23 protein-coding genes are annotated in these 24,589 nt (G+C 51.5%); 11 read left to right on the top strand and 12 right to left on the bottom strand.

Annotated features, from left to right (window positions below; all coding sequences use genetic code 11):
• The first annotated feature begins 11 nt into the window (after nt 1–11).
• Genes AB8881_10495 through AB8881_10485 form a run of 3 tightly spaced genes read left to right on the top strand, consistent with a single transcriptional unit; the run spans nt 12 to nt 1,250 of the window.
• Nucleotides 12–398 carry a hypothetical protein gene (locus tag AB8881_10495; GenBank protein XDZ62965.1) on the top strand — a complete coding sequence of 129 codons (387 nt, stop codon included), beginning with the start codon at nt 12–14 and terminating at the stop codon, nt 396–398.
• Entirely contained in the window at nt 398–1,075 is a 678-nt protein-coding gene (locus AB8881_10490) for a hypothetical protein (protein XDZ62964.1), read from the top strand. The genes AB8881_10495 and AB8881_10490 overlap by 1 nt, the downstream gene beginning before the upstream one ends.
• Nucleotides 1,065–1,250 (top strand): translation initiation factor IF-2, encoded by a 186-nt coding sequence (locus AB8881_10485; GenBank protein XDZ62963.1) that lies wholly within the window; start codon nt 1,065–1,067, stop codon nt 1,248–1,250. The genes AB8881_10490 and AB8881_10485 overlap by 11 nt, the downstream gene beginning before the upstream one ends.
• Here the strand turns inward: AB8881_10485 and AB8881_10480 are convergent.
• Nucleotides 1,247–1,435 carry a hypothetical protein gene (locus AB8881_10480; GenBank protein XDZ62962.1) on the bottom strand — a complete coding sequence of 63 codons (189 nt, stop codon included), beginning with the start codon at nt 1,433–1,435 and terminating at the stop codon, nt 1,247–1,249. The genes AB8881_10485 and AB8881_10480 overlap by 4 nt on opposite strands.
• Nucleotides 1,436–1,591: 156 nt before the next feature.
• Here AB8881_10480 and AB8881_10475 point away from each other — a divergent pair, with 156 nt between their 5' ends.
• The 3 genes from AB8881_10475 (at nt 1,592) to AB8881_10465 (ending at nt 3,476) form a co-directional block, all read left to right on the top strand.
• Entirely contained in the window at nt 1,592–2,104 is a 513-nt protein-coding gene (locus AB8881_10475) for a hypothetical protein (GenBank protein XDZ62961.1), read from the top strand.
• Nucleotides 2,105–2,223: 119 nt separating this feature from the next.
• The gene (locus tag AB8881_10470) at nt 2,224–2,841 is read left to right on the top strand and encodes a hypothetical protein (GenBank protein XDZ62960.1); all 618 of its coding nucleotides are present in this window, start codon (nt 2,224–2,226) and stop codon (nt 2,839–2,841) included.
• A 14-nt stretch (nt 2,842–2,855) separates the two neighbouring features.
• Nucleotides 2,856–3,476 carry a flagellar basal body-associated FliL family protein gene (locus AB8881_10465; GenBank protein ID XDZ62959.1) on the top strand — a complete coding sequence of 207 codons (621 nt, stop codon included), beginning with the start codon at nt 2,856–2,858 and terminating at the stop codon, nt 3,474–3,476.
• A gap of 76 nt (nt 3,477–3,552) precedes the next feature.
• Here AB8881_10465 and AB8881_10460 read toward each other — a convergent pair whose 3' ends face one another.
• From AB8881_10460 to cysE, 7 genes are all read right to left on the bottom strand, one after another.
• On the bottom strand, nt 3,553–3,909 hold the full coding sequence (locus AB8881_10460; GenBank protein XDZ62958.1) for a hypothetical protein: 357 nt from the start codon (nt 3,907–3,909) through the stop codon (nt 3,553–3,555).
• A gap of 111 nt (nt 3,910–4,020) precedes the next feature.
• Nucleotides 4,021–4,629 (bottom strand): hypothetical protein, encoded by a 609-nt coding sequence (locus tag AB8881_10455; protein ID XDZ62957.1) that lies wholly within the window; start codon nt 4,627–4,629, stop codon nt 4,021–4,023.
• 186 nt (nt 4,630–4,815) lie between these two features.
• Entirely contained in the window at nt 4,816–5,031 is a 216-nt protein-coding gene (locus tag AB8881_10450) for a hypothetical protein (protein XDZ62956.1), read from the bottom strand.
• Between the two features lie 115 nt (nt 5,032–5,146).
• Nucleotides 5,147–6,304, bottom strand: coding sequence for a tRNA 2-thiouridine(34) synthase MnmA (gene mnmA / locus AB8881_10445; protein XDZ64552.1), 1,158 nt, complete (start codon nt 6,302–6,304; stop codon nt 5,147–5,149).
• A 59-nt stretch (nt 6,305–6,363) separates the two neighbouring features.
• Nucleotides 6,364–6,678, bottom strand: a complete 315-nt coding sequence (locus tag AB8881_10440) for a 2Fe-2S iron-sulfur cluster-binding protein (GenBank protein ID XDZ62955.1) — start codon at nt 6,676–6,678, stop codon at nt 6,364–6,366.
• 90 nt (nt 6,679–6,768) lie between these two features.
• Entirely contained in the window at nt 6,769–7,875 is a 1,107-nt protein-coding gene (locus tag AB8881_10435; GenBank protein XDZ62954.1) for a cysteine desulfurase family protein, read from the bottom strand.
• Nucleotides 7,876–7,902: 27 nt separating this feature from the next.
• The gene (gene cysE, locus AB8881_10430; GenBank protein ID XDZ62953.1) at nt 7,903–8,811 is read right to left on the bottom strand and encodes a serine O-acetyltransferase; all 909 of its coding nucleotides are present in this window, start codon (nt 8,809–8,811) and stop codon (nt 7,903–7,905) included.
• A 50-nt stretch (nt 8,812–8,861) separates the two neighbouring features.
• Between cysE and AB8881_10425 the strand changes: the two genes are divergently transcribed.
• Together AB8881_10425 and tyrS are read left to right on the top strand one after the other, a co-directional pair.
• On the top strand, nt 8,862–9,524 hold the full coding sequence (locus tag AB8881_10425) for an alpha/beta hydrolase (protein XDZ64551.1): 663 nt from the start codon (nt 8,862–8,864) through the stop codon (nt 9,522–9,524).
• Between the two features lie 99 nt (nt 9,525–9,623).
• Nucleotides 9,624–10,871, top strand: coding sequence for a tyrosine--tRNA ligase (gene tyrS, locus AB8881_10420; GenBank protein ID XDZ62952.1), 1,248 nt, complete (start codon nt 9,624–9,626; stop codon nt 10,869–10,871).
• Nucleotides 10,872–10,929: 58 nt separating this feature from the next.
• Here tyrS and AB8881_10415 read toward each other — a convergent pair whose 3' ends face one another.
• The gene (locus AB8881_10415; GenBank protein ID XDZ62951.1) at nt 10,930–14,637 is read right to left on the bottom strand and encodes an AsmA-like C-terminal domain-containing protein; all 3,708 of its coding nucleotides are present in this window, start codon (nt 14,635–14,637) and stop codon (nt 10,930–10,932) included.
• A 160-nt stretch (nt 14,638–14,797) separates the two neighbouring features.
• Here AB8881_10415 and AB8881_10410 point away from each other — a divergent pair, with 160 nt between their 5' ends.
• Both AB8881_10410 and AB8881_10405 read left to right on the top strand, forming a co-directional pair.
• A complete protein-coding gene (locus AB8881_10410; GenBank protein XDZ62950.1) occupies nt 14,798–15,256 on the top strand; it encodes a peroxiredoxin in 459 nt (152 codons plus the stop codon).
• 2 nt (nt 15,257–15,258) lie between these two features.
• Entirely contained in the window at nt 15,259–16,113 is an 855-nt protein-coding gene (locus AB8881_10405; GenBank protein ID XDZ62949.1) for a ferritin-like domain-containing protein, read from the top strand.
• Here the strand turns inward: AB8881_10405 and prfB are convergent.
• The 3 genes from prfB to AB8881_10390 form a co-directional block, all read right to left on the bottom strand.
• The gene (prfB, locus tag AB8881_10400; GenBank protein XDZ62948.1) at nt 16,104–17,210 is read right to left on the bottom strand and encodes a peptide chain release factor 2; all 1,107 of its coding nucleotides are present in this window, start codon (nt 17,208–17,210) and stop codon (nt 16,104–16,106) included. The genes AB8881_10405 and prfB overlap by 10 nt on opposite strands.
• Nucleotides 17,211–17,348: 138 nt before the next feature.
• Entirely contained in the window at nt 17,349–19,700 is a 2,352-nt protein-coding gene (locus tag AB8881_10395; protein ID XDZ62947.1) for a penicillin-binding protein 1A, read from the bottom strand.
• A 247-nt stretch (nt 19,701–19,947) separates the two neighbouring features.
• Entirely contained in the window at nt 19,948–21,297 is a 1,350-nt protein-coding gene (locus AB8881_10390; GenBank protein XDZ62946.1) for an N-acetylmuramoyl-L-alanine amidase, read from the bottom strand.
• Between the two features lie 560 nt (nt 21,298–21,857).
• On the opposite strand from AB8881_10390, the gene AB8881_10385 reads away from it, so the two are divergent.
• Entirely contained in the window at nt 21,858–24,518 is a 2,661-nt protein-coding gene (locus AB8881_10385) for an Rne/Rng family ribonuclease (protein XDZ62945.1), read from the top strand.
• Nucleotides 24,519–24,589: the final 71 nt, after the last annotated feature.

Below are 24,589 nucleotides of genomic sequence, written 5' to 3'. Positions count from 1 at the left end.
AAAGGCAAAAAATGTCAAAAGCACAAAATACATCACTGGTTCCAGTTGCAAAAAAATTGCCTGCGGTACGCTCTTCGAGAGCAGATAAAAAGATATTTTCGCTTTATGACGGTGAGAGGCATTTCACAGACCGGGAAGAAGTTCGTGAATTTTTACCTGACATTTTGGGCAAGGCACTTGCCCGCACCTGGATTGATTCAGAATTTCAAAGCGCTTTTGATCAGGATCCATCTGGCACATTAGAGGCACATGGTGTCTTCTTGCCAACAAATATGACGATTGAATTTCAGCGCCAGAATTCAGACAGACCACGAATAGTTGTATATGAAAAAAGGCCAGACTCAAAATTCAAAGTACGTGTACTTTATCTTCAGTTGGTGATGATGGCGGGGCGATAATGACCCGTCACACCACTACTAAAATTGCTATCTTGAGTCTTTTTTTAAGTGCTAGTGCGCTGCTTGCCCCAGTAGCGGTAGCAACCAACCCAGAAACACTTTTAGAAAACAGAGCCTTTAAAGAAGCTGTAAAGGCGGTCAAAAACGGTAATTATGCGCACGCCATCACGCTATTTGAGGCTCAAGCGAATTTACCGCGCTATGATGCTCAGTACAATCTGGCGGTCCTACTCAATGCTGGAAAAGGACGCCCCCGCAATTATGTTGAGGCACTCTACTGGTCATGGCAGGCCCAGCTTGGTGGCATTGAAGATGCAGAAGATCTTGCCAATGATATCGTTGATCTACTGCCCCCAAAAACCACCGACGAGGTCCGCAATCGGGTTGCAGACGCATTACAAAAACGAATTGAAAACAAAGACTTGACTGCAATTTCACAACTGGCCAACTATCACTTAACAATTATGGCCGAACCCGATTATGAAAACGCTTACATCTGGTATTCGATCGCGGTAGCTTTGAACCTTCCTGAAACAACGGATGCGCGTGACGATTCCGAGTCACAAATTGACACTAAAAACCTTGTTGATCTTCAGATAAAATCCCAACGCCTCTTTGAAAAGTATAACTTCAAACCTCTGCAGACTCAGCGCAAAGGAGACAAGAATGATAGTTAAAGTTCAATGGATAATCGACGGCGTGATGGAAATCGAGGCTGCGTCAAACGATGCAGCGGAAGCGATTGCGGATGAAAAGCTCCGCAAATTCATTGCGGCACATCCTGACCTAACGGAAGCTTTGGGGGCGATGGCTATTCAAGGCCATGCAGTAATCGACAACGAGACGTCCTAGCCAAAGCTGTCCAACAATTCAGCAATCGTTTTTTCGAGGTCATCATTGTCATTTTCAATCTCAGTAATTTCTTGACGAAGCTCTTCAATGCGCTGTTTGCGCTTTTCCATAACGTCGCGAATTTCTTCAAGAACCGTGGCAAGACGACCGCTTAGATCGGCTTCGTTGACCTCTTCTTCTGCCATTTTACCCATCCTCATTATCAAACCTGATGATCACCGCGATGACCTGACAATCGTCAGCGGTGGATCATTACATTATCTTTTGCTAAATTTAAGCAATCGAAATCTGCGATACAACCCTTGCAGAAACCATGCCAATTGCAAATGTGAGGTAATGCCATGTTTTTAACAAGACTGACCAATATCGGGCATAATCTGACACGAATGGCGCTTGGGATTGGCGTTGCAGGCTTGTTTCTGTCTTTGTTGATTAGCATGCCCCCGGTACATGCGAATAGCCATATCAATGGCAATATTGAGCCATGTACGATCAATCTGGTGTTTGGCGTCGATGAAAATGGTATGTCGGTTGTGTCTTATGAGCTGGAAATGCAGCTTAGCAACCGACAAACCCGCACAGTTCAGGGCATCTCGATTCACTGGCTAAACAGCAAATCAGAGATTATTGGCAATAGCGACGCTGTTTGCGGACAGGAACATAATGGTATCAAACCAGCGCAATCAGGATCGTGCCGCCGCATTGTGCAGAAAATTGGCAGCCGGCTGCTTGACCGGCTTGGGCAAGATACATGGACACAAATTATCAATTCGGAGTTGGCGAATTTCCGTGAAGTGAGGCACTGCGCGATCATTGGATACCGGTTTGGGGATGCCGCGGTTAAAAGCTACTAACCGCCAAACACACAGCTTGGCATTAAAAATGCTTAACGATAGGCAAGACAATGCTGATAAACCGCCGTTTCAGCGCGGCATCGGCATGAAATCTCTTGATAAATGAAGGCAATAGAGTGATGGCAAACCCCAGCTTAAAGGCGCAAATCGAGGCGGCCAAATCCGCCCTTGCCAGCGGCCTTGGAGCGCCATCACGTGAAGCACCATTGCCACAAGACACGCCCACCCAGCCAACGGCGCCCCAGCCAAAGGCCGACGACACTGCCACCTCAATGCATGAACCAAATATGGGGCCAAACATCAAAGCGAATAACGCTGAAACCAGCCAGAATGCCCGCGGCACACACGGACAATCCGGCATTGGCGCCACGCAAAACACCGATCAATCAGCAGCTGGCATAACACCGCCGATGAGCAGCGCCGCCGCCTTGGATGAACGCATTGCCCGGCTCGAGGCAAAATTGGCTGAAAACCAGCGCGACCTGCACATATTGCTGCAAAAAATTCGCGAGGTTTCGCGCTTTCAAGACCCGTCAAATCAGGCTGCGAAAACGCCTATTGCAGATGCCGCCACCCCGCGCCGCCACCATTTCAAACCGAGCATCATGATCGTTGCAGCCGTGCTGGCCGGGCTTGTGATCGGTCTTGTCTATTTCGTTGCAACTGAGAATTTCGATGTATCAAGCCTAACCCTTGCAGGATGGATTTTCAAAATCCTCCAAAGCTTTAGTGGCTAGATTGGACTGAGTTTATGGCTGAAGACAGTATCGCAAAATCAAAATCAGGAAGTCAGCACCGGCTTTTTTTACCGCTGATGATCGGTAGCTGCATCTTGTTGGTACTGGTCTTGTTCATGATCGGCTATATGACGCTGACCACGCCCGAGCCTCGCCCGGATGACATATACACCATCATGAAAAATGCAAAAGCCAAAGCCGACGCCGATAAAGCCGGTGCAGGTAACGGCGATGATGCGGCACCAGCAGTGCCGGAAGATGCGACAATGCTGCCAGATGGTACCTTTGATTTCGCGCGCTACAGCTATTACAGCTTTCCGCTGCCATTTGTTGCCAATCTGTCAAATGGCAAGGGGTTGCTTACCGTTGAAATTGCTATCGCCACTTATGGGAATACGTTGGCCAGCGAAAAAGTTATGAAGCAATTGGAAACCTTCAATCCAAAAATGCGGTCAGCGATCAATTTTAAACTGTCAGAGCAGACGCTTGATGATGTTAATACCGTCGCAAAACGCAACAAGCTGGCAAAGGCTTTATTGAGCGAGGTGCGGCTTGTGGTCGATGGGCAGACCCCAACCGCCCCCTCAGCCATTACCGATTTGCATTTTATAAAATTTGTGCTTAGCGGCACCTGATATCGCCAACAACTCATATCACCAACATTACCTGTCGGTATTACATGTCGGGGTTGGCATCACACCATTTTGATATCTAGTGGCTGGCGCCAGCAAACGACAAAACTAACGTTTCAAAAGCTGCGTTTTCCTCGGGTGAGAGCGCCGTTTTCTGGCGTGCATCACGATGATCATACTGAACAGCCTCTTGCGGGAATGACCAGCACATTTCCAACCGGTTTTGCCGCGTCACCCTGAATTCAATATTGATATTCAGCGGTTCAAACAGTTGTGAGACCCGCCGCTGAAAATCTGGCACGCTATAAATCTGGATGTTTTTCGGAAAAACGACCGACCGTTTTACGCCCGCGTTTCCGGTTTCAGAAGATGGCATATCATCAAGGTCCAACGATAACTGGCGCGGTGCTGTTGATAAATTTGGGTGGGATGCCATCGGGTAAACTTCACCTTAACACAATAAAATAACTGTGGATAAGTTAGGTTAATCCAATGTTTTTGTCAACATAAGCGGTAGCTTAGTGGCAGATTAAGGCTGTGGATAAACTTACTGCATCATAAAGAGATAAGTGACTAAATCATGGCCCGCTGGGCTGAGGATAAACCAGCCAAACACTAGCATTGCAATCAACAGCCAATAGCTATGGCGACGCTGAAACCGTTTTTGTGATGGTAATTTTTTTGCCGCTAAGGCGGACATATCGAGGGATGAGAGTAATTTAATCAATTCATGGATATGTTTACGGTTTTGCGCAATTTCGGCCTCCAGCCTATCGAGGCGCTGGCGCATATCCCCATTCGGCAGATCATCACGCACTGATTGGCTTGAAGGGTCAGCTGTCTTGCTACGATGAAAAAATTGAAAACCAGCATCGGCTGTGCGGAGACGGCTTTGATCACTGTCCCGAATTTGACCGTCATTACCGGTACCATCAAGCGGCGGGACTGCGCTTAAAATAGCATTGTCATTTGTCATTGGGGCTTGCCCAGCAATAGCTGGACTTGCAGCTGTATCGATACCGCGCAAAGCGGCAGGGTCTTTGGCTTGCTGATCATCAAAATCTACAGACAGGATTACCGGCTGCATTTGCGCAAGATCGCGTTTTGCCGCTTCAATCTGTTCTTTTAATTTCGTAACCAAGACCTGCTGCCCCATCAACGCTTACCCTCAAATAATTTAGATTAACTGTATCCCCGTTGAATTTTGCGATGGGATTGCAAAAGCTCTGCCAAGCTCTTAATGCCCACACTGCATGACAATTATCTTAAGAGCCAGCTTTTGAATGGTCACCAATCTACTTTGGGCTAATCGACTTTGAGAGAGGTTTCGTCAATTGCAAGGCTAGCCGGTTGCATTAATCGCTCGAAACACACTTAACCAGTGATTGGTCGTATACCCCTTGTGATAACGGCAATGGTTCACCGGCATAGCAAGCCAATCTTTTGGATCATAGCCGTCTTCGTTTGTTTCCATGTCATCATCGGACGCACGGTGCCGGCGGGATTCACGCGGCGGCGCACCCAAATCTTTTTGAATTTGCAAAAGGTCATTCATCATCACGCCGATAAAAACGGCATTAGGGCGAAAAATGTTAGGCGTGAGACCCACGCCCACCAAAAAAATCAGGATAATTTAGGGGGCTGATGATGCAGCGACTACTGGCCCCGATCGATTACTGGCCCTGATTAAAGCACGCAATCAGCGGCGCGTTTGCGATCCAGCCGCCACCAAGCAGTTGGTCTGGATTATCGCCATCATAAAGCGCAGCAGCCTGCCCGGCAGCAATGCCAAATTGCGCATCATCAAGGCGAACCACAACCGTGCCGTCATCGCTGCAAAATACCCGCGCTGGCATGGCAGGCGCAGTATTTCGCAACCGCGCCAGCACCGCCTTATCATCAGCCGGCGCCCCATTGATCCAATTCACCTCGCCAAGATGCACCTCAGCGCAAGCAAGCGCCTTTTGCGGGCCGACGACGACCTGATTGGCCTCGGCATTAATCGCCACAACATAAAGCGGGCCTTCAGCCTCATCAGCACCCGCGCGCCCGCCAATACCTAGGCCGCGGCGTTGGCCGATCGTGTAATCAATCACCCCGTTATGACGGCCAAGCACAGTGCCATCAATATGTACGATGTCACCCGCATCAACCGCGCCCGGCCGCAACCGGCGCACAACATCGCCATAACGCCCATTTGGCACAAAGCAGATATCCTGACTATCGGGCTTTTCCGAGACGGCAAGACCAAATTTCCGCGCCAAATTGCGGGTTTCATCCTTATCAAACCCGCCAAGCGGAAACCGCAGGTAATCCAGCTGTTCAGTCGTCGTGGCAAACAAAAAGTAGGATTGATCCTTGGCCGGATCAGCACCGCGCAAAAGGCGTGGACCGTTACCGCCATCCACCCGTTGCACATAATGGCCAGTGGCAAGACAATCAGCCTCAAGATCACGCGCCGTTTTCAGCAAATCGGTAAATTTCACCGTCTGGTTACAGCGCACACAAGGGATCGGCGTTTCACCGCGAAGATAGCTATCGGCGAAATCCTGCATGACCTGATCATGGAAGCGGCTTTCATAATCAAGCACATAATGCGGAATGCCAAGGCGTGCCGCAACTGTACGCGCATCATGGATATCAACCCCTGCGCAGCACGCGCCTTTTGCCTGAACCGCGACGCCATGATCATAAAGCTGCAACGTAATGCCAATCACATCAAAGCCCTGTTCATGCAGCAAAGCAGCCGTTACGGATGAGTCAACCCCACCCGACATGGCGACAACGACCCTAGTTTCGGCAGGCGGCTTGGCAAACCCAAGCGCGTTCAGACCAGCCGCAATGCCGTCCTTGGTCTTATTTTCTGCCACCTGAACCGCCATGATCAGTTCTACATATCCTCAGGAATTGTGACGCGCAAACCATCAAGCGCATCTGACATCTCAATCTGACAACCAAGTCTCGATGTTTGGGCAAGACCAAATGCCAGATCGAGCATATCCATTTCATCTTCGCCGGGCGCACCGGTTTTGGCAAACCAGTCAGCATCAACAATGACATGACAAGTCGCACATGACAAACAGCCACCACAAGTGCCCTCGATGCCCAATCCGGCATCGCGTCCCGCTTCCATTACGGTGACGCCATTATCGACAGTCACATTATGTTCCGAGCCATCTGGCTTGGTGAAAATGATATTCGGCATTTTAGACGACTCCTTATTTCGTCGATCATCATCGATTTTCTGCATTCGTGCCAGCTATTAAGGTGGCTATTGTGACCCTGCCAAGCCCGACTATGCGGGTTGCTTGTACAGTTGCAAAAACACATCTGCAAGCGTTTCAAAGTCGTTTTTACAAGTTGCCCAGCCGCCAGATATGCGAATAGCCTCGCCAGCACGCGGCCCTGCCCCCATCGACTCCAACACATGACTGGATTTGACCTTGCCCGAAGAGCAGGCGGCACCAGCACTGATTGCAACGCCGGCAATATCAAACGCCATCACCATTGTTTCGGCCGATTTACCTGCTGCGGCTATTGAACTGGTATTACCAAGCCGTGGCGCACCTCGCCCAAAAACCTGAATACCGCCGCGTTCAGCAAGCATACGCGCCTCAAAATCATCACGCCATTTTGCCATTTTCTGGTAATGGCCAATATCGCCAAGCGCCTCGTCTGCCGCACCGCCAAAACCAGCAATACCAACAAGGTTTTCGGTTCCAGCCCGCCGCCCCTGTTCCTGACCGCCGCCACGAAGCAGGCTGGATAACCGGCTTCCCGGGCGCACCAGTAACGCGCCAACACCGGCAGGCCCACCAATCTTATGCGCCGAAAGACTTGCATAGCTGATGTTAGACGCGGTAAACTCAATATGGCGCTTGCTAAACATCTGCACCATATCGCTATGAAAGGCGATATTGGCACGGCGTGCCATTTCGGCAATCTCGGCGATGGGCTGAATAACCCCGGTTTCGTTATTGGCCGCCATGATCGAAATCAGTGTATTTGGCCTTATGGCATCGTCAATATGCGCGATGGCAGCTGCCAGCGCATCAAGACCAACCAACCCGTTGTGATCAACCGTAATCTGGTGACAATGATCATGTGCATGACGCACGGAATCATGTTCAATGGTGCTGGTAATCACATGATCATACTGCGCGAGAACAAGATTATTCGCCTCGGTACCGCCACTGGTAAACACCACATCGGCCGAACGGCACCCGGCCAGCATCGCCACCGCCTCGCGGGCTTTTTCAACAATCAATCTGGCATTGCGGCCAAAGCTGTGAACCGATGACGGGTTTGCCGGCGGCCCCATCGCCTCATTCATCGCCGCAACCGCACCGGCGCGAAGCGGCGTCGTTGCGTTATTATCGAGATAGATTGACGTTTTGCGCATCACAAATGACCGTCTCTCAACCTATGGCTAGCTGATCGATTTCGGTTTGGTTTTGACAGCTGCTTTTTTTGCGGCAGCCGGCGTCGCAGCGCGCGCCAATTGTGCTTCGAGATCTTCTAAACGGGCGCGCTGGCTTTGCACCTCATCAACAAGGGCGCGGATCGTGCGCTCACGCGGATCAAGATCAAGACCATAATTCACCGCATAGGCCATGAAGCCGGCATCAACATCCGTCTTCACCGACGTCTTACTCATCTGGCGTGCGGGCACCCCGACAACTGTTGCCGCCTCTGGCACATCCTTTGTTACTACCGAGTTACCACCAACCCGCGCACAGCGTTGAACGGTAATCGGCCCTAGGATTTGCGCACCGGCACCAACAATTACGTAATCACCCAAGGTCGGGTGCCGTTTGGCGTCGCGCTGCTTTTCGGAATCGATTGCTGGCATAACCCCGCCAAGTGTCACATCGTGATACAGCGTCACATCACTGCCAATTTCAGCGGTTTCCCCGATAACGGTTCCCATACCATGGTCAACAAAAAACCCCGGGCCAATTCTTGCGCCCGGATGAATTTCAATACCCGTCAGCACCCGCGCAACCTGCATGATCAGCCGCGCAATAAACCGGAGCCGCATTTTCCATAGTTTATGCGACAAGCGATAGGCCAGCATGACTTGGAAACTTGGATAAAGAAATACCGCCGCCAGACGATTACTGGCAGCTGGATCACGTTCCATAATGGCATCTAGGTCACGGCGTAAATTTGCAAACATAAGTTTTAGTCCAATATTGGCTTTGTCGGGAAAACTGGTTTGGCGATCCACTTTATCGCCAAGATCGTCGGCAGCGAGCAGTTTTCCTCCACTCGCAAATACACAAATCACGCATGGGCAGGCATTTAGATGATAAACCTCGCTTGGCGCGACCCACATATTAAGATATAAGCCGTGTTTACGATAGTGCAAGTTGAATGGAAAAAGATATGCCCGAGGTCATCATTAACGGCCCAGACGGTCGGTTGGAATGTCGCTATATGCCGAGTGAGGTGCCAGATGCACCAACCGCGCTAATTCTTCATCCAGAGCCCGATAAGGGCGGTACCATGAACAATCGCGTCACCTATTCGCTGTACAAGCATTTTCAGGCGCGCGGCTTTGCTGTATTTCGGTTTAATTTTCGGGGTGTCGGCCGTTCGCAGGGCGAATATGACAATGGCGAAGGCGAATTATCCGATGCCGCCACCGCAATGGATTGGTTGCAGGCGCAAAATCCAGCGTCACGCCAATGCTGGATTGCCGGATTTTCCTTTGGTGCGTGGATTGGTATGCAACTGATGATGCGCCGCCCGGAAATCAGGGGCTTTATTTCCGTAACGCCGCCAGCCCTAACTCATGATTTTTCATTTCTGGCACCCTGCCCGGCATCCGGTCTGATCGTTCACGGTGAACAGGACGAGCAAGTACCGCCAGATGCAGTGCACAAGCTCGTCGATCGGCTATCCATCCAAAAGGGTGTAAAAATTGATATTGATTTTGTGCCTGGCGCCAATCATTTTTTCACCAACCATCTTGATCAGATGATCGAACGCGTTGGCACCTATCTTGACACGGCGCTGGTCGAGCCGGATTTTGATCCGCTGGCCTAATTGTAAGACCAAATATCAGCGCCTAATGTTTATAATGGTGTCTATTCTATCGATGTCTACTCTGCGCTGGTCTTGAAATTTTCATAATCTGGATCGAATATGAACTATAAATCTAGCTTAATCCGGCAATTTAGCGAACGTGGCTACATTCATCAGGCCACTGATATTGAGGCGCTTGACGCGCTGGCAGCCGAACATAGCATTCCGACCTATATCGGCTTTGACTGCACTGCTGACAGTCTCCATGTTGGCTCGCTTGTGCAGATAATGATGCTTCGTATTCTGCAGCAATGCGGCCATAAACCTATTGTTGTTATGGGCGGCGGGACCACCAAGGTTGGCGACCCGTCAGGTAAAGACACGGCGCGCCCGCTATTATCTGATCAGGATATCGAGGTTAATAAAAACGGTATTAAAAGCGTCTTTGAAAAATACCTAAACTTTGGTGACGGCCCTTCCGACGCATTGATGGTCGATAATGCCGATTGGCTGGACAGCCTTCACTATATCCGGTTCCTGCGCGATTATGGGCCGCATTTTTCGATTAACCGCATGATGGGCATGGAGTCGGTAAAGCTGCGCCTTGAACGCGAACAGCCATTATCGTTCCTAGAATTTAATTATGCGATTTTACAGGCCTATGATTTTCTTGAACTGCGTCGTCGTTACGGCTGTCAACTGCAGATGGGCGGATCCGATCAATGGGGCAATATTGTCACCGGCATTGATTTAACGCGCCGCGTCGACGGGCAGGAAATCTATGGCCTGACCTCGCCGCTGATCACCACATCGTCAGGTGCCAAGATGGGCAAATCGGCCAATGGCGCGATCTGGTTGAATGACGGCAAGCTGTCAAGTTTTGATTTCTGGCAATTCTGGCGCAACACTGAAGATTCGGACGTTGAGCGCTTCCTTGGCCTGTTTACCGAATTGCCCATGGATGAAGTCCGCCGGCTTGGCGCGCTTGAAGGTGCGGATATCAATGAGGCAAAAATTATTCTTGCCGATGAAGCAACGCGGCTTTGCCACGGCGCCATGGCGGCTGAAAATGCCAAGGCCACAGCGCAAACCACATTTGGCGACAAAGGCATGGGCGATGGATTGCATCAAGTTACCATCAGCAATGATGATGCCGCCAACCTCAGCGTTATCTCGGCGTTAAACATGGTTGGGTTTGCCAAATCTAACGGCGAGGCCAGACGGTTGATCAGAGGTGGCGGCGCACGGGTGAACGACCAGCCGATCACCGATGAAGACGCAGCACTAAGCCTTGCAGATTTCAATGATGGTAGGGCAAAAATTTCCGCCGGTAAGAAGCGTCACGCCCTGCTGGTCCTAGCGTCCTAAAATCAGCGTCTTTCGCCACGATTACGTGATCCGCAAAAAGGCCTATTCTGATCGCCGACTACTGCGCCGGATTTGCGCTAGGGTTATCATTACCAAATAGGCGCTCTTCCTCACGATTTAGCCAGTTTGGCGAAAACAGGTCACGCAAAACACCCGGGGTCACTGACGTTACGGGATCGACCAACGTTTTCAGATCATCGGATGTACCGGTGACCTTAAATTGAGTTACAAACACCCCGCTTTTGTCAGCACCAGTGATAAGCCCACCCAAGATAGGCAAATCACCCAGAATTTTGCTGATTTGATTTACCGGCACCAAGTTACCGCTTACATCAACCTTTTTGCTGACGCGATTATAACGGCCAAGCATCGTGACCCCGACTGCCTCACCACTCGCGCGCATCTTCACAATTTTGACCTCTGGCCCGCGCGTTTCAAGAATGGCTTGGCCCTTTCGAAAGGCCGTTCCGTCCCCTTGAACAAGCGAATAAAGACCGGCAAGACTGAGAACAGAGAATGCACGTAATGCCCGCGGCGCTTCAACAACTCGGAATTTCACAAGGTCAATTTCGGTATTGTAAGATTTGAAACCATCAGTGTTAAATGTGTTTTTGAGACGCATCTTGCCGCCGCGAACCACATCAGTAACACCCAATCCAGACAGCACCCGGCCCGCATTGTCGGAAAAAATCTCCAGCTCAGGCCCGGCGTCAACCTGTCCATCAAACGATAATTCAACCTCGCCACCACCGATAAGACCGGTTCCTTTAATCTGCTCGGCGCCCGCACCAAACTGCATGATCAAATTTGCTTGGGTAATCAATGGCTTGTCATGAGCAAGCATTGTGCCCAGAAAATTGGCTGTTCCGACGCCATCACCGCCCCGCCTACCAGATAGCTGGCCAGACAGGCTGATCGCATTATCAACAACGATCTGATCAGCGGTAAAATCGAAAATCAGCGACCTGCCCCCGCTGACCCCCTCGTTCCGGCGAAGCGGCACTAGGTTCACAAGTCTTGCCGTCGCGCCGACTTTCCACAAATCCTGTCCGTTGCGTTCAATGATTAGATCGCGAATATCATTGCCCGGCCAGGCAACACGATCAAACAACGCTGCCTGCACCTGACCAGTTGAGCCGAATATTACCTGCCCTTGCGCCGACAGGCTGCCAGCTGCCATATCAAGATTTTGCAATGATGCAATTTGACCACCACGCAGCGTAATCATAAACGTTGCGCGTCCATCCTCGGCCGGCAATTTTGCCCAGTCCAGTTCCGGTAGATTGATTGAGGCATTCCCAAGATCGACGGTCAGCCCGATTTTTGCCTCGCCCATCGATGGATCACCTGAATAGGCAATTTTACCGCCAATCGCACCGCCAATATCAACGTCAAACAGTTTTGCCATCGCTGCAGCAAGGAATGGTGATGGCGGCGTTTGCCCTAACAGATTGACATGATTTTTCTGGTGATCGATGGCGAGGTTGAATTCGCTTGGCGCGCCATAAACAACCGCAGTACCGCTGACCTGACTGTTGTTTGGCGAAATATTTATCACAAGTTCCGCATCCTCAACATTCATCTGATTTGGCAAATTCTGGATCGAGCCATTGCTGATAGTGGCATCAAGTAGCTGAATCCGACTTGCCAGATTTGAGGGTCGGCCCAGTGGCACAGCTGCCTCCATGGAAAATTCTGCCTCGCCATCGGCTTGGATTTGACTGAAATCAAAGCTGCCATATTTGGCAAGACCCGCTTCACGAGCCAGCGTCATAACGGTGCTGGCTCCACCTTTGGCATTCAAGCTAATCACTGCATCTTTCGAAATATTTTCAAGCACTGGTTCAATAACAACCCGTCCCCGCTGCACCGCAACATCGTTGATACGACCCTTTAAAATACTCGCGGTAAAACGATCGTTATCCCAGTAAAGGTCGGCGTCAACATTCGAGAAAGGGGTGGCACCGCGTGCCCAGATCAGGCCTGCATTGCGTAATTTCAGATCGCCCTCGACATCATAGACCTTACGCACGCCTTCAGGCGCCCCAAGATCGGCGGCAAGCAATAGTTTTGCCTGATGAATACGGCCTGACGGAATATTCTGGCTGATCCATGTACGTGTATTTGGCGCTGCCCAGCGCGGCCAAATGGCAGAAAACAAGACTGCATCCATATCAGGCACATTGAGCGAAAGCTCTAAGTCGCGAAGTGACCAATCATCGCCAATCTCAAGCTTACCACCAACATCAAATTTTCCAGCATTCGCCAAATCAAACGCCAAATTTTCAAGGGTGACGACATTACCGCGAAGCACAGATTTTAACTGGCCCGATGGCAAACTGACCGAACCGCCGTAATCGGCAAGCAGTATCGACCCATCTTTCATGTCAAGATCAACAACGACATTCTCAACCCTGCCACCGTCACCAATTTTCATGCCGAGCGCACCGCTAACGGTCGAGACAATGCGTTGATATTGGCCTCTGGAAAGATTTGCACGAACGCCAGAAAACTGGCTTTCCAGTGTCAGACCAGATAGCTGCAAGGCGCTTGTTTGGGATCTGTATTCACCATCAAACTCGGCCTTGACTACTTTGAATTGGCCGGCATTGAAACGCTGTTTCAGTGATTGTTTTAAATCTGGTGCGACCGTTTCCGGCCAGACACCAAAAAGTGATTCCAAAGGTAGATTATTGGCTTCAATGACCCCTTTTACCGCAGCTGATGGCTGATGAAACCGCCTTACCATGCCATCAAAGGATAATCGCCGTTCATCGGCAAAATTTAACGCCGCCTTGCTGATGGTTAAGCTATCGCTTGATAAAATGTAGGAAAATACCAGCTCAGCCGTGTCAAACGCTGCATCACGGCCAACGCCGGGGATGCCTAACGTACCATCTTGAAGCGCCACATCAGCGTTCAGCTTGGTCACTTGGCCGTCTTTCATCTCAAGGCCAAGATGCCCTGATAGATTACCAATCTGGCTTAACGCCGCTGGTAACTTTTCGATATAGCCACTTATGTCAGCCGTTTGTAGCTGCGATGCGCTCATATCAAAAGCCAGATGTTCGCTGCCCGGCCAGCCATCAAATGACAGGGTGAAATTACCCGCGTCATCACCCTCAGTATTAAGCCGTCGCGCGCGCAAGCTGCCCCTTACCTCGTCATTTTCGCCCGATGTCACATCAATATGAATATCAGCAAACATCAATTTTGGCAGGCGACCACTCTCATCCGATAGCGACAGGCGGTCAGTTTCAATCGCAATCAATTTCAACCCACCCAAGCGGTTTTCAATGGCGCCTGATTGCGGCAAATTTTGGCTGATTTGACCTGACTTTTTCGCTAATTGATCGATGAAGATTATCGCCGGTGACCCTGACCAGCCCGATGATTTTTTCACCAGATCAAGTTTGATCCCGCGCAGCAAAACTGTTTCTGGCCCACCACCAAACAGGCTTGTCAGGCCAAACCTTATGTCAGCGCTTGGCAAATCAATCTGATCGCGCTCGAGTTTAAGAACGATGTCTTCAGCTGCGAGGTGAAGGGGCTGGCGCGACAGTGACAGTTTAAGCCGCGCACCACCAACAGTTACCGACCCGTTGCCAACCATATGGGTTAGCTCGCTTTCAAGCAGCCGGCGCAATCCTCCTGCCTCATTTACATAAAGGTAACCAGCACCAAAAATCACCGTCGCCATCACCAAAACAGTGACGATAAAGGTCTTGAAAACGCCCGTTACCGTGATATGTCGAACAGCAAACACGCCGTATCCTTTAACGCTTTAAAATTTGATCTTGTTTATCATGCTAAAACCGGGCTGTCTTGCGATCTTCAATAAAAATATTATCTATCATTTGTAACATTTTAAACACCAAACAAACCGCGCCTTATCCTTGGCGTCACAGAGATGGTTAGGACACTTCATGCTTGCGATTGGCGATCTTGCCCCCACCCTATCAATTCCAACCGATACCGACCGTTTTTCGATAGCCGAACAAGGTGGCAAAAAAGTGGTCGTGTTTTTCTTTCCACGCGCTGATACGTCTGGCTGCACCAAAGAAGCCCAACAATTTTCCGCGTTTCAGCAAGAATTCACTGCGGAAAATGCAATTGTAATCGGCGTTTCAAAGGACACCGCGGCAAAACAGGCAAAATTTCGCGCAAAATACAATCTAACCTGCCTTTTGGGGGCTGATAATGAAACGTGTTTTTGTGAAGAATTTGGCGTCTGGGTTGAAAAATCAATGTATGGCAAAACCTATATGGGCATCCAGCGGGCTAGCTTTATCATTGATGCAGAAGGCAAAGTTGCCGCTGTATGGCCAAAGGTAAAGGTTGACGGTCACGCTGGCGAGGTTCTGGAGAGGTTGAAAGCGCTGTAATCATGCCAGATACCACCGGTAAAACGCTAAACGGCGCGATATCCGAGGTCATCACGATCAAGGATGCGCGGCAAAAGGCTGGGGCAACCCGTGACCTCGTTGCTGCCTGGACGGCCCACGCACTGCCACTTGGCAGGCAGATGCCACCAGATCGCCCCGGCCGACCTGTCCGCCCGCTATTACGCCCACCGCGCGAGGTACCGCGCCGCCGCATTACACAATCGGCACCCGGCCGGATTGCGCTGCTTCACGCGATCGCGCATATCGAATTAAATGCCGTTGATTTGGCACTGGATATGGCAAGCCGTTTTACCGCGGCACCCTTGCCGCTTGATTTCTATCACGACTGGCTTGGGGTTGCTGATGATGAGGCACGGCATTTTCTGATGCTCAGCGACCGGCTGGCCGATCTCGATGCCGCTTATGGCGATCTTGCCGCCCATGATGGGTTGTGGCAGGCGGCCGATGCAACCAAACATGACCTTCTTGCGCGGCTCGCAATCGCGCCGCTAGTGCTTGAGGCGCGCGGTCTTGATGTCACCCCGACCATGATCGAGCGTTTGCAAGCAGTTGGTGACGCCGAAACTGCGGCGGCGCTTAACATCATCATGACTGACGAAATAACCCATGTTTCAGTTGGGAAACGCTGGTTTGATTATGTATGCGGCCTAGATCGTCTTGATCCGGTCAGCACATGGCATAATTTGGTAAAACGCTATTTTCATGGTGACCTGAAGCCGCCCTTTAACATTGCGGCGCGCAATGCGGCGCGGTTTTCTGCGGCATTTTATGGCCCCCTTGCGGTGCGTGATGATCTGGTAGCATCACCATCAAGACGCCACGACGCCTACCGCTGATTACCAACACGTGCCGCAAGGCTGGCTTCGATGAAATCGTCCAGATCACCATCAAGAACGCCTTGTGCATTACCTTTTTCAACGTTGGTGCGAAGGTCTTTTACCATTTGGTAAGGATGCAAGACATAAGACCGGATCTGATTTCCCCAGCCAATATCAGTTTTGCTTGACGCCGCATCATTTGCCGCATCTTCACGGCGCTGCAGCTCCAACTCATATAAACGCGCCTTTAACATAGTGAATGCGGTGGCACGGTTACGATGCTGCGAGCGATCATTTTGGCATTGCACAACAATATTTGTTGGCAAATGGGTTATCCGGATCGCCGAGTCTGTTTTATTGACATGCTGGCCGCCAGCACCGGATGCGCGGTAAGTATCAATCCGCAAGTCCTTATCTTCAATCTCGATTTCGATATTATCATCGACAACGGGATAGACCCAAACACTGGCAAAGCTGGTATGACGGCGCGCCGAACTATCATAAGGAGAGATTCGCACCAGACGATGCACGCCTGACTCGGTTTTCATCCAGCCATAGGCGTTCTCACCCTCAATTCGCATGGTGACCGACTTAATGCCAGCCTCTTCACCGGCACTCTCTTCGATAATCTGCAGCTTAAAGCCACGCGCCTCACTCCAGCGGCTATACATCCGCATCAGCATTAACGCCCAATCCTGCGCCTCAGTCCCACCAGCCCCGGCATGAACCTCGATAAAGCAGTCATTACCATCAGCCTCGCCCGATAGCAGGCTTTCTAGCTGGCGTTTTTCGGCAACGGCCACCAGTTTGCTCAAGGTGTCCTCGGCGTCAATGACGATTTCGTTATCACCCTCGGCTGCCCCAAGCTCCAGCAATTCAACGGCGTCATCCATCTCAGATTGCAAGCTATCAATCACCGATAATTGACGCTCAAGCCGATTTTTCTCGCGCATTGTCTCCTGCGCACTGGCCTGATCGTTCCAGAAATCACCATCCGAGATTACCGCCTCAAGACTGGTAAGACGCGCCTTGGCGTCATCATATTTGACGTGTTTGCGTAACAGATCGATTGCCGTTTTGATGATGTCGATTTTTGCTGCGGTTTCGGCCTGCATGACGTGACGATCCAGCGTAGAAATGGAAATTAATAACGCTTGTTCCTAACGCGCTGAAGGGGGCTGTGGCAAGTCCCCAATTATGACCGGCACGCCACCAGCATTTATCGCCGCATCACAAATCGCAGCGATAAAGGATTAATACAGACCTTTTGTGTATATCTCTTGCGTTGGGATTGTCTGGCCGGTTGAACTAGCCTCACCAGTCATGCCGGGCGCCACATCGATCAGAACCCCGCCCGGCCTTTGCCCGGGTTTGAAGATTTCCAGAATGGCCTGTTGATCCTTTGGCAGAACACGCTCACCGCTCTCGGCATGAACCGGAATAACCTGAATATTATTTGGCCGCCGGAACGGAATTACCGGCTTGCCGATTTGCGAGCGCATTACAAAATCACCAAAAACCGGTACCGCCACACTTGAGCCGGTCTCACGCTTGCCAAGCGGCCGCGGCAGGTCATAGCCGATGAAGACGCCAATCGCCAGATCCGGGGTAAAGCCGATAAACCAGCCATTTGTATTGTCGTTGGTGGTGCCAGTCTTGCCCGCAACGGCCAGCTCCAGATCATTGATCGAACTGCCGGTTCCGCGTTTAATCACACCTTCAAGCATCGACACCATCTGGAACGCCGATGCAGGGTCGGTAAGCTGTTCACGCGCATCCGGCAATGCTGGAATTGACTGATTTGACCAGCCATCTGGTGCCAGACAAGACGTGCATTGCCGCGCATCGTGCCGATAAACGGTTTTGCCATTCCGGTCTTGAATCCGATCAATCAGGCTTGGGGTGATTTTCTTGCCGCCATTCACCAACATGCCATAGGCCGCCGTCAGCCGCAGCAAAGTGGTCTCACCAGCGCCCAGCGACATTGATAAAAACGGCGGCAAATTATCGTTCAGGCCAAAGCGTTTCGCATAATCTTGAACACGGTCCATACCGATTGTCATGGCCAATCGCGCCGTCATCAGGTTTCGTGATTTTTCTATCCCGACCCGCATGATCGATGGGCCGTAAAACCGCTTTGTGTAATTCGCCGGCTTCCATTTTGGCTTGTCCGGCCCCTGATCGACAACCAATGGCGCATCGAGAATGCGGGTGGTCGGGCTGTAGCCTGCATCCAGCGCCGCCAGATAAACAAAAGGCTTGAACGCCGATCCGGGTTGGCGCATCGCCTGAACCGCACGGTTAAATTCTGATTCGGCGTAATTATAGCCCCCGCTCATCGCCAACAGCCGACCAGTATGCGGATCAAGCGCAACAATCGCACCCTCCACATCCGGGCGTTGACCAAGTGCAAAATGATCAGGCGCTGGCTGAAAGTCGTCGCGGATCAGGTCCGGCGTAAAGCCGGGCGGCTGAACAATAACGATATCGCCTTTCGAGAGGGCACGACGGAGGTCACGAAGCGGCGGCGGCCGCACCCCGTCATCACGGCGCGGCGGATAGGCCCAAAAAGCAAGCTCAAAAGGGATGACGGCCGGCCGCCCATTGACATAGATTTCCGCACGTCGCCGATCAACCTTGGTAACCAGCGCGGCGTAATGATTAGGGCGTAATTTCGAGGTCTGATCGGCAAGCACTTTATCAATATCAGCGCCAGCTTGCATCACCCCCAGCGGGCCACGCCACCCCTGCCGCCGGTCAAGCGCCTCAAGCCCTCGTTCAAGCGCATTATCGGCAATCTGCTGCAGAAAAGGATCCAGTGTTGTCCGCACCGATAAACCGCCATCATAAAGCGATGTCTCACCAAACTGGCGGATTAGCTGGCGGCGCACCTCTTCGGTAAAATACGGGGCTTCGGCCGCATCAAACCCGCTTTGCCCCCTCATTTCCAGCGGCATTGCCTTGGTTCTATCAGCTTCGTCTTGGGTGATATAGCCATTCTGCTGCATTTCATCCAACACCCAGTTTCGCCGAATTGTAGCAGCCCGAAGATTACGCACCGGATGGTAATTATTTGGCGCTTTTGGCAAGGCAGCAAGATAGGCAATTTCATGCAAATCCAATTGTCCAAGTGATTTGTCGAAATAGCTAAGTGCCGCCGCCGCAACCCCGTAACTGCCCCGACCAAGATAGATTTCGTTCAGATATAAAGACAAGATCTGGTCTTTGCTAAAGGCCCGCTCCATGCGAAGCGACAGGATTGCTTCTTTGATTTTTCGATCAATCGAAACCTCATTGGTCAGCAGAAAATTTTTGGTAACCTGTTGGGTAATTGTCGAGGCGCCGACTGGCCGGCGGCCACTGCCATAATTCAAGATATTGGTCACGACCGCACGCGCCAACGCACGAAGGTCAATGCCGAAATGGCTGTAAAAAGCCTTATCCTCAGCCGAAATAAAGGCATGAACTAGCCGTGGCGGGATCGCCTCAACCGGCACGAAGAGCCGCTTTTCACTGGCATATTCGGCTAAAAGAGCCCCATTGCCCGCGTGAACGCGGGTCACAACAGGTGGCTCGTAATTGGCCAGCTGCTGATAGTCGGGCAAATCTTTCCCATAGGTCCAGAATACCCAAATTATGCCTGCTCCGACGAGCATGGACATCAGGAATACAAGAGATAATACGATCGAGACGAATCTTAACATGGCTTTAATGTTAGAGCCGAAATTTGGCGCAGATATGGCAGAGACGAGATTTTATCAATTTGATGCCGGTTTGTTTATCAATTTTTTACACCATTCTTGATTAAAGTTCATACAACAGCCCACACCGCCCTTTAAGGTTAGGCGCATTTCATATTTTAGGCCCATATTCGCCAAGATAGGCCAAGATGGCCCGGGTTAGCCGCCTTGATAAATCCTTCCGGTACGAATCTCTTTTAAGATTGGCTTCATCATTCCGGTTTGACAAAAATCCCATCTCGACCAAAACCGACGGCATATCAGGTGCTTTTAAAACAGCAAAACCGGCAAAGCGATGCCCACGCTTGTCACCGCCGGGCAGATCCCGAATTTGCGCTAGAATGGCCGCGGCGAAACGCGCCGATTGGTTCATCGACTCGCGCTGGAACATCCGAACAAGCGCACCAGCCGCATCTGGGTCTTCAGCCGACAAATCCGGGCCGCCAATCAGATCAGCGCTATTTTCCTGACGCGCCAATGCCGCTGCTTCCTTGTCTGACGCGTTATCTGACAGGGTAAAGACGGAGATGCCGCGTGCCGATGATGTGCGTGCCGAGTCTGCATGGAGCGAGATAAACAAATCAGCCTGATTCTGGCGGGCTAGACGGATGCGCTGGCGAAGTCGCAAATAACGGTCATCATCCCGCGCCAAAATTGGCGTTATCTTGCCGGTAGCGGTCAATTGTCTAGCAAGTTCGCGCGCCGCCGCCAGCGTGATCGCCTTTTCTTGCGTACCAGCCTTGCCAATTGCGCCCGGATCCTTGCCGCCATGTCCGGCATCGATAAACACAACCCATTTCCGCGGGCGTGGCTTTGGCGCCGCCAATTGCGCTGGCGCCGTTTTCCCCGCGGCCCGAGACGGTTTCGACTTTGGCAACGGCATCGACAGCGGTTTTGCTAGGCGAACATTATCGTCATCCCTTGCCAAATTCTGATTAGTCGCGCTTTCGGACAAATCAATATTCGGATTCTTTTCCAATGCGGATGACGCCACCAAAAAGGCGGTTTTACCGGTATCAAGCAAATCAATGACAAACCGATTACCGCCGCCCAACGGCGGCAGGGAAAAGGCGCGCACCGGTGCCGCCGGTTTTGCTAACTCGATTACCAATCGACCAATATCAGGCTGCGGATTACCGAAACGATAGGCTTTGCCCGGTGTTACATCCAGATTGCCGCGCGGTGCCAATTGCGCGACGTTCCAACTGGTTTCCGGCATATCAATGACCAGCCGATAGGGTGATTGCAGCAATAACAGCCGCGCTTTGATCGGTGACTTTGTCTCGATAACCAGCCGCAGGCCGTCACGATCATCAATCTTGATTGCGCCGAGCCGCATTCCAGTCACAGAATTTTCGGCAAATGCCTGACCGCTTGCCGCACATAGCAACATCATCACCGATAAAACGACCAAACGGCCAAGGGCGGCAACCCTTGCGATAATGGTGTTTATTGGTGCCATTGTTACCATGTCCGGCCTTCTTTGCTATCGCGCATCGCCCCTGCTGGAACCTAGCCCATGCTATGCTGTGATCAAAGGCAAATTCATTCTAATTATTAAAACGGCATTACTTTGTTGGCAAAAAAGCTTTTGCGGGTATATAAGAGTTATTAGTTCGGTGAGTAGGAGCTGTTTACCTGCCTCGATTTGCGCCAATGCGCGATCAACAGGGGATGAAACGACACTTTGCCCGCCGAAGCTGAAACTGAATTATTCGCCTGATAATGTCTGCCGCGACTATCTTTGCCGAGCCGTGATTTAAAGAAATTTTAATTGACGAGCCACGTCACTGACCCCCAGCGAGCCGCATGATTAGGCGCCGACGACGCCATTTGAAACCACCGGATCATTCCAAATGATACAGCTAAACCGACCATATGACCAAAGCAGCCAAAACGGCGACAGCTTTTTGGGTGGTCGTGCGCGCGGATTTGATCCGGATATACAATGCCTGCCATGCCTGATTTCCCTGCCGTCAGAAGATGACGGCCGGACAGAGATGGCCGGGGAAAGACAAATAAATGACAAAACGCCTGTTAATAGATGCACGCCAAGCCGAAGAAACCCGGGTGGTGCTGCTAAGCGGAACACGCATTGAAGACTTTGATTATGAAACAGAAAACCGGAAACAACTAAAGGGAAATGTCTATCTAGCACGGGTCACACGGGTTGAACCGTCACTGCAGGCAGCCTTTGTTGAATATGGCGGCAATCGCCAAGGTTTTCTGGCGTTTAGCGAAATACATCCAGATTATTACCGCATTCCGGTTGAAGACCGCGAAGCACTGATCGAGGCTGACCGCGCCGAAAACGACGATGACAGCGTCGAGGCCAAGGCTGATGGTGCGCCAGAAACGCTTGGCGGTGAAGGTGCCGACGAAGATGATATTCGGCCAAAACGGCAGGTAAAACGCTATAAGATTCAGGAAGTAATTTCCCGCAAACAGATCATGCTTGTGCAAGTGGTCAAAGAAGAGCGCGGCAATAAAGGCGCGGCGCTGACGACGTATCTGTCGCTGGCTGGCCGTTATTGCGTATTGATGCCGAACAATAACCGCGGTGGCGGCGTCAGCCGGAAAATCACCAATGTGGCAGATCGTAAGCGGCTAAAGACTGTTGTTGGCGGGTTAGACATTCAATCTGGCATGGCAGTGATCGTGCGCACCGCCGGTGCAAAACGTACCAAAACCGAAATTGCCCGTGATTTCAACTATTTGTCAAAATTATGGGATGATATCCGCAACCGCACATTGGAATCACAAGCACCCTGCCTGATCCATGAAGAAGGCGATCTGATCAAACGGTCAATCCGCGACCTTTACACAAGCGAAGTTGATGAAGTGCTTGTTGAGGGTGAGGATGCCTATAAGATCGCCCGCAATCAGATGAAAATGCTGATCCCTAGCCATCTGAAAAAAGTGCAGAAATATGAAGGCACCCAGCCGATTTTCCAACATTTTAATGTTGAAAATCAGATGGACACTATTCACAGCCCGCAAGTCACGTTGAAATCGGGTGGCTATCTTGTGATCAACCAGACCGAAGCCTTGGTCGCAATTGATGTGAACTCGGGCAAATCGACCCGCGAGCGGAACATCGAAGAAACCGCGTTGAAAACCAATCTTGAAGCGGCCGATGAATTGGGCCGCCAGCTTCGTCTTCGTGACCTATCTGGATTGATCGTTGTCGATTTTATCGATATGGAAGAAACCCGCAACCAGCACGCCGTCGAACGCCGGATGAAAGATGCGATGCGCAATGACCGCGCCCGTATCCAAATCGGCTCGATCAGTCATTTTGGCCTGCTGGAGATGTCACGTCAGCGTCTGCGGTTGAGTATTAACGAGTCGATCAGCAATCTTTGCCCCCATTGCGAGGGCACCGGCCGGGTGCGATCAATTGATACAGCTGCCCTGCAATTGCTGCGGTCAATCGAAGAAGAAGCCCAAAAAGGCAAGATGGATGAACTGCATATCACCGCGCATCGTGATGTAGTGCTGTTCATCTTAAACCATAAACGCAGCGCGGTTGCCGAAATTGAAACCCGCTTTGGCTTGACCGTTATATTGCTATCAGATGACAGCCTGATTGCACCAGAATACCGAGCTGATCGCGTTGGATGGCAGGGTAAATCATCGGCTAAACAGCCATCCCGCCAGCCGCAACGTCAAAATAACAAAGCGCAAAACAATAATTCGGGCACTGATACTGGGGCTGGTACGGGCGCTGATACGGGGGCTGATACCGGGGCTGATACCGGGGCTGATACCGGGGCTGATACGGGCGCTGGCAGCGAAACCGAAAAAAGCACCGCGTCGCATCCGGATAATGACGAAAACGGCAGCGAGGACGGCAATACAAAACGTCGGCGGCGCGGACGGCGCGGCGGACGGCGGCGGCGGCGGCGCAATGGTGAGGATGGCCAACCATCTGATCAGCAGGCCAATGACAATGAGGCCGACGCAAAAAATTCCAATGCGAGCAGCTCGACCGATCATGCCGATGCCAATAGCGAAACTGGCACCGCAGATAATGGGGCACCAAAGTCCAAAACGGGCCGTGGCCGGGGACGCGGCCGCAAAGTCGCCAAGGCTGAGCCTGCCAATCTGGCCGCTGTTGATGGTGAAACGGCCGGCATCGCCGCCGGTGGCGATAGCCTCAACCCAAATATGGGCGAGTCAAATACGTCTGAGTCAAATTCGGGCGCGGCCACCACAATTGATGTAACCGCAAGCACGCCGGCAAAGAAGGCATCGCGCAGCCGGAAAAAACCAGCTGGTAAAGCACAAAAGGCTGCTATGGAAACAGCTGACACCAGTGGTGGGGCTGAACCTATTGGCGAAGCCGTTGCCGCCGAAACAGCGGCAAAAGCGCCGGCAAAAAAGCCAGCCCGTGGCCGCAAGCCAAAGGCTGAGGACACCGCAGGTGATGATGATGCAGCTGTTAAAACAGCCGCCAAAAAGCCAACCCGTAAAGCGGCTAAGAAGGCACCTGTCAAAGCAGCCAGCAAAGCGGCCGACAAAATGGCTGATAATGCCACCGCGAAAGACACGCCAGATACTGCAAAGGCTGGTACCGCGGCATCGGCAAGAGAGGCGATCAGTTCAGCCCCGATGGATGTCGTTGAAATCGGCAGCGATGAGCCAAAGTCACCGCGTCGTGGGTGGTGGTCACGCAGCTAAAAAGGCACAGCCAGCAACGCATAATGCCTGAAACTGCATAAATTCAGCTGGCGGCCGGTTATTTACTGGCC

The sequence above is a fragment of the Alphaproteobacteria bacterium LSUCC0396 genome (genome assembly GCA_041228345.1).
In the GTDB taxonomy this organism is placed as follows: domain Bacteria; phylum Pseudomonadota; class Alphaproteobacteria; order Puniceispirillales; family Puniceispirillaceae; genus UBA3439.
This window is presented reverse-complemented; position numbering and strand designations above follow the sequence as displayed.

What these genes read in the sequence shown, in the direction of transcription:
- AB8881_10495 (XDZ62965.1), top strand. Translation starts at nt 12, where the DNA reads ATGTCAAAAGCACAAAATACATCACTGGTTCCAGTTGCAAAAAAATTG.
- AB8881_10490 (XDZ62964.1), top strand. Translation starts at nt 398, where the DNA reads ATGACCCGTCACACCACTACTAAAATTGCTATCTTGAGTCTTTTTTTA.
- AB8881_10485 (XDZ62963.1), top strand. Translation starts at nt 1,065, where the DNA reads ATGATAGTTAAAGTTCAATGGATAATCGACGGCGTGATGGAAATCGAG.
- AB8881_10480 (XDZ62962.1), bottom strand. Translation starts at nt 1,435, where the DNA reads ATGGCAGAAGAAGAGGTCAACGAAGCCGATCTAAGCGGTCGTCTTGCC.
- AB8881_10475 (XDZ62961.1), top strand. Translation starts at nt 1,592, where the DNA reads ATGTTTTTAACAAGACTGACCAATATCGGGCATAATCTGACACGAATG.
- AB8881_10470 (XDZ62960.1), top strand. Translation starts at nt 2,224, where the DNA reads ATGGCAAACCCCAGCTTAAAGGCGCAAATCGAGGCGGCCAAATCCGCC.
- AB8881_10465 (XDZ62959.1), top strand. Translation starts at nt 2,856, where the DNA reads ATGGCTGAAGACAGTATCGCAAAATCAAAATCAGGAAGTCAGCACCGG.
- AB8881_10460 (XDZ62958.1), bottom strand. Translation starts at nt 3,909, where the DNA reads ATGGCATCCCACCCAAATTTATCAACAGCACCGCGCCAGTTATCGTTG.
- AB8881_10455 (XDZ62957.1), bottom strand. Translation starts at nt 4,629, where the DNA reads ATGGGGCAGCAGGTCTTGGTTACGAAATTAAAAGAACAGATTGAAGCG.
- AB8881_10450 (XDZ62956.1), bottom strand. Translation starts at nt 5,031, where the DNA reads ATGATGAATGACCTTTTGCAAATTCAAAAAGATTTGGGTGCGCCGCCG.
- AB8881_10440 (XDZ62955.1), bottom strand. Translation starts at nt 6,678, where the DNA reads ATGCCGAATATCATTTTCACCAAGCCAGATGGCTCGGAACATAATGTG.
- AB8881_10435 (XDZ62954.1), bottom strand. Translation starts at nt 7,875, where the DNA reads ATGCGCAAAACGTCAATCTATCTCGATAATAACGCAACGACGCCGCTT.
- cysE (XDZ62953.1), bottom strand. Translation starts at nt 8,811, where the DNA reads ATGTGGGTCGCGCCAAGCGAGGTTTATCATCTAAATGCCTGCCCATGC.
- AB8881_10425 (XDZ64551.1), top strand. Translation starts at nt 8,862, where the DNA reads ATGCCCGAGGTCATCATTAACGGCCCAGACGGTCGGTTGGAATGTCGC.
- tyrS (XDZ62952.1), top strand. Translation starts at nt 9,624, where the DNA reads ATGAACTATAAATCTAGCTTAATCCGGCAATTTAGCGAACGTGGCTAC.
- AB8881_10410 (XDZ62950.1), top strand. Translation starts at nt 14,798, where the DNA reads ATGCTTGCGATTGGCGATCTTGCCCCCACCCTATCAATTCCAACCGAT.
- AB8881_10405 (XDZ62949.1), top strand. Translation starts at nt 15,259, where the DNA reads ATGCCAGATACCACCGGTAAAACGCTAAACGGCGCGATATCCGAGGTC.
- prfB (XDZ62948.1), bottom strand. Translation starts at nt 17,210, where the DNA reads ATGCAGGCCGAAACCGCAGCAAAAATCGACATCATCAAAACGGCAATC.
- AB8881_10390 (XDZ62946.1), bottom strand. Translation starts at nt 21,297, where the DNA reads ATGGCACCAATAAACACCATTATCGCAAGGGTTGCCGCCCTTGGCCGT.
- AB8881_10385 (XDZ62945.1), top strand. Translation starts at nt 21,858, where the DNA reads ATGACAAAACGCCTGTTAATAGATGCACGCCAAGCCGAAGAAACCCGG.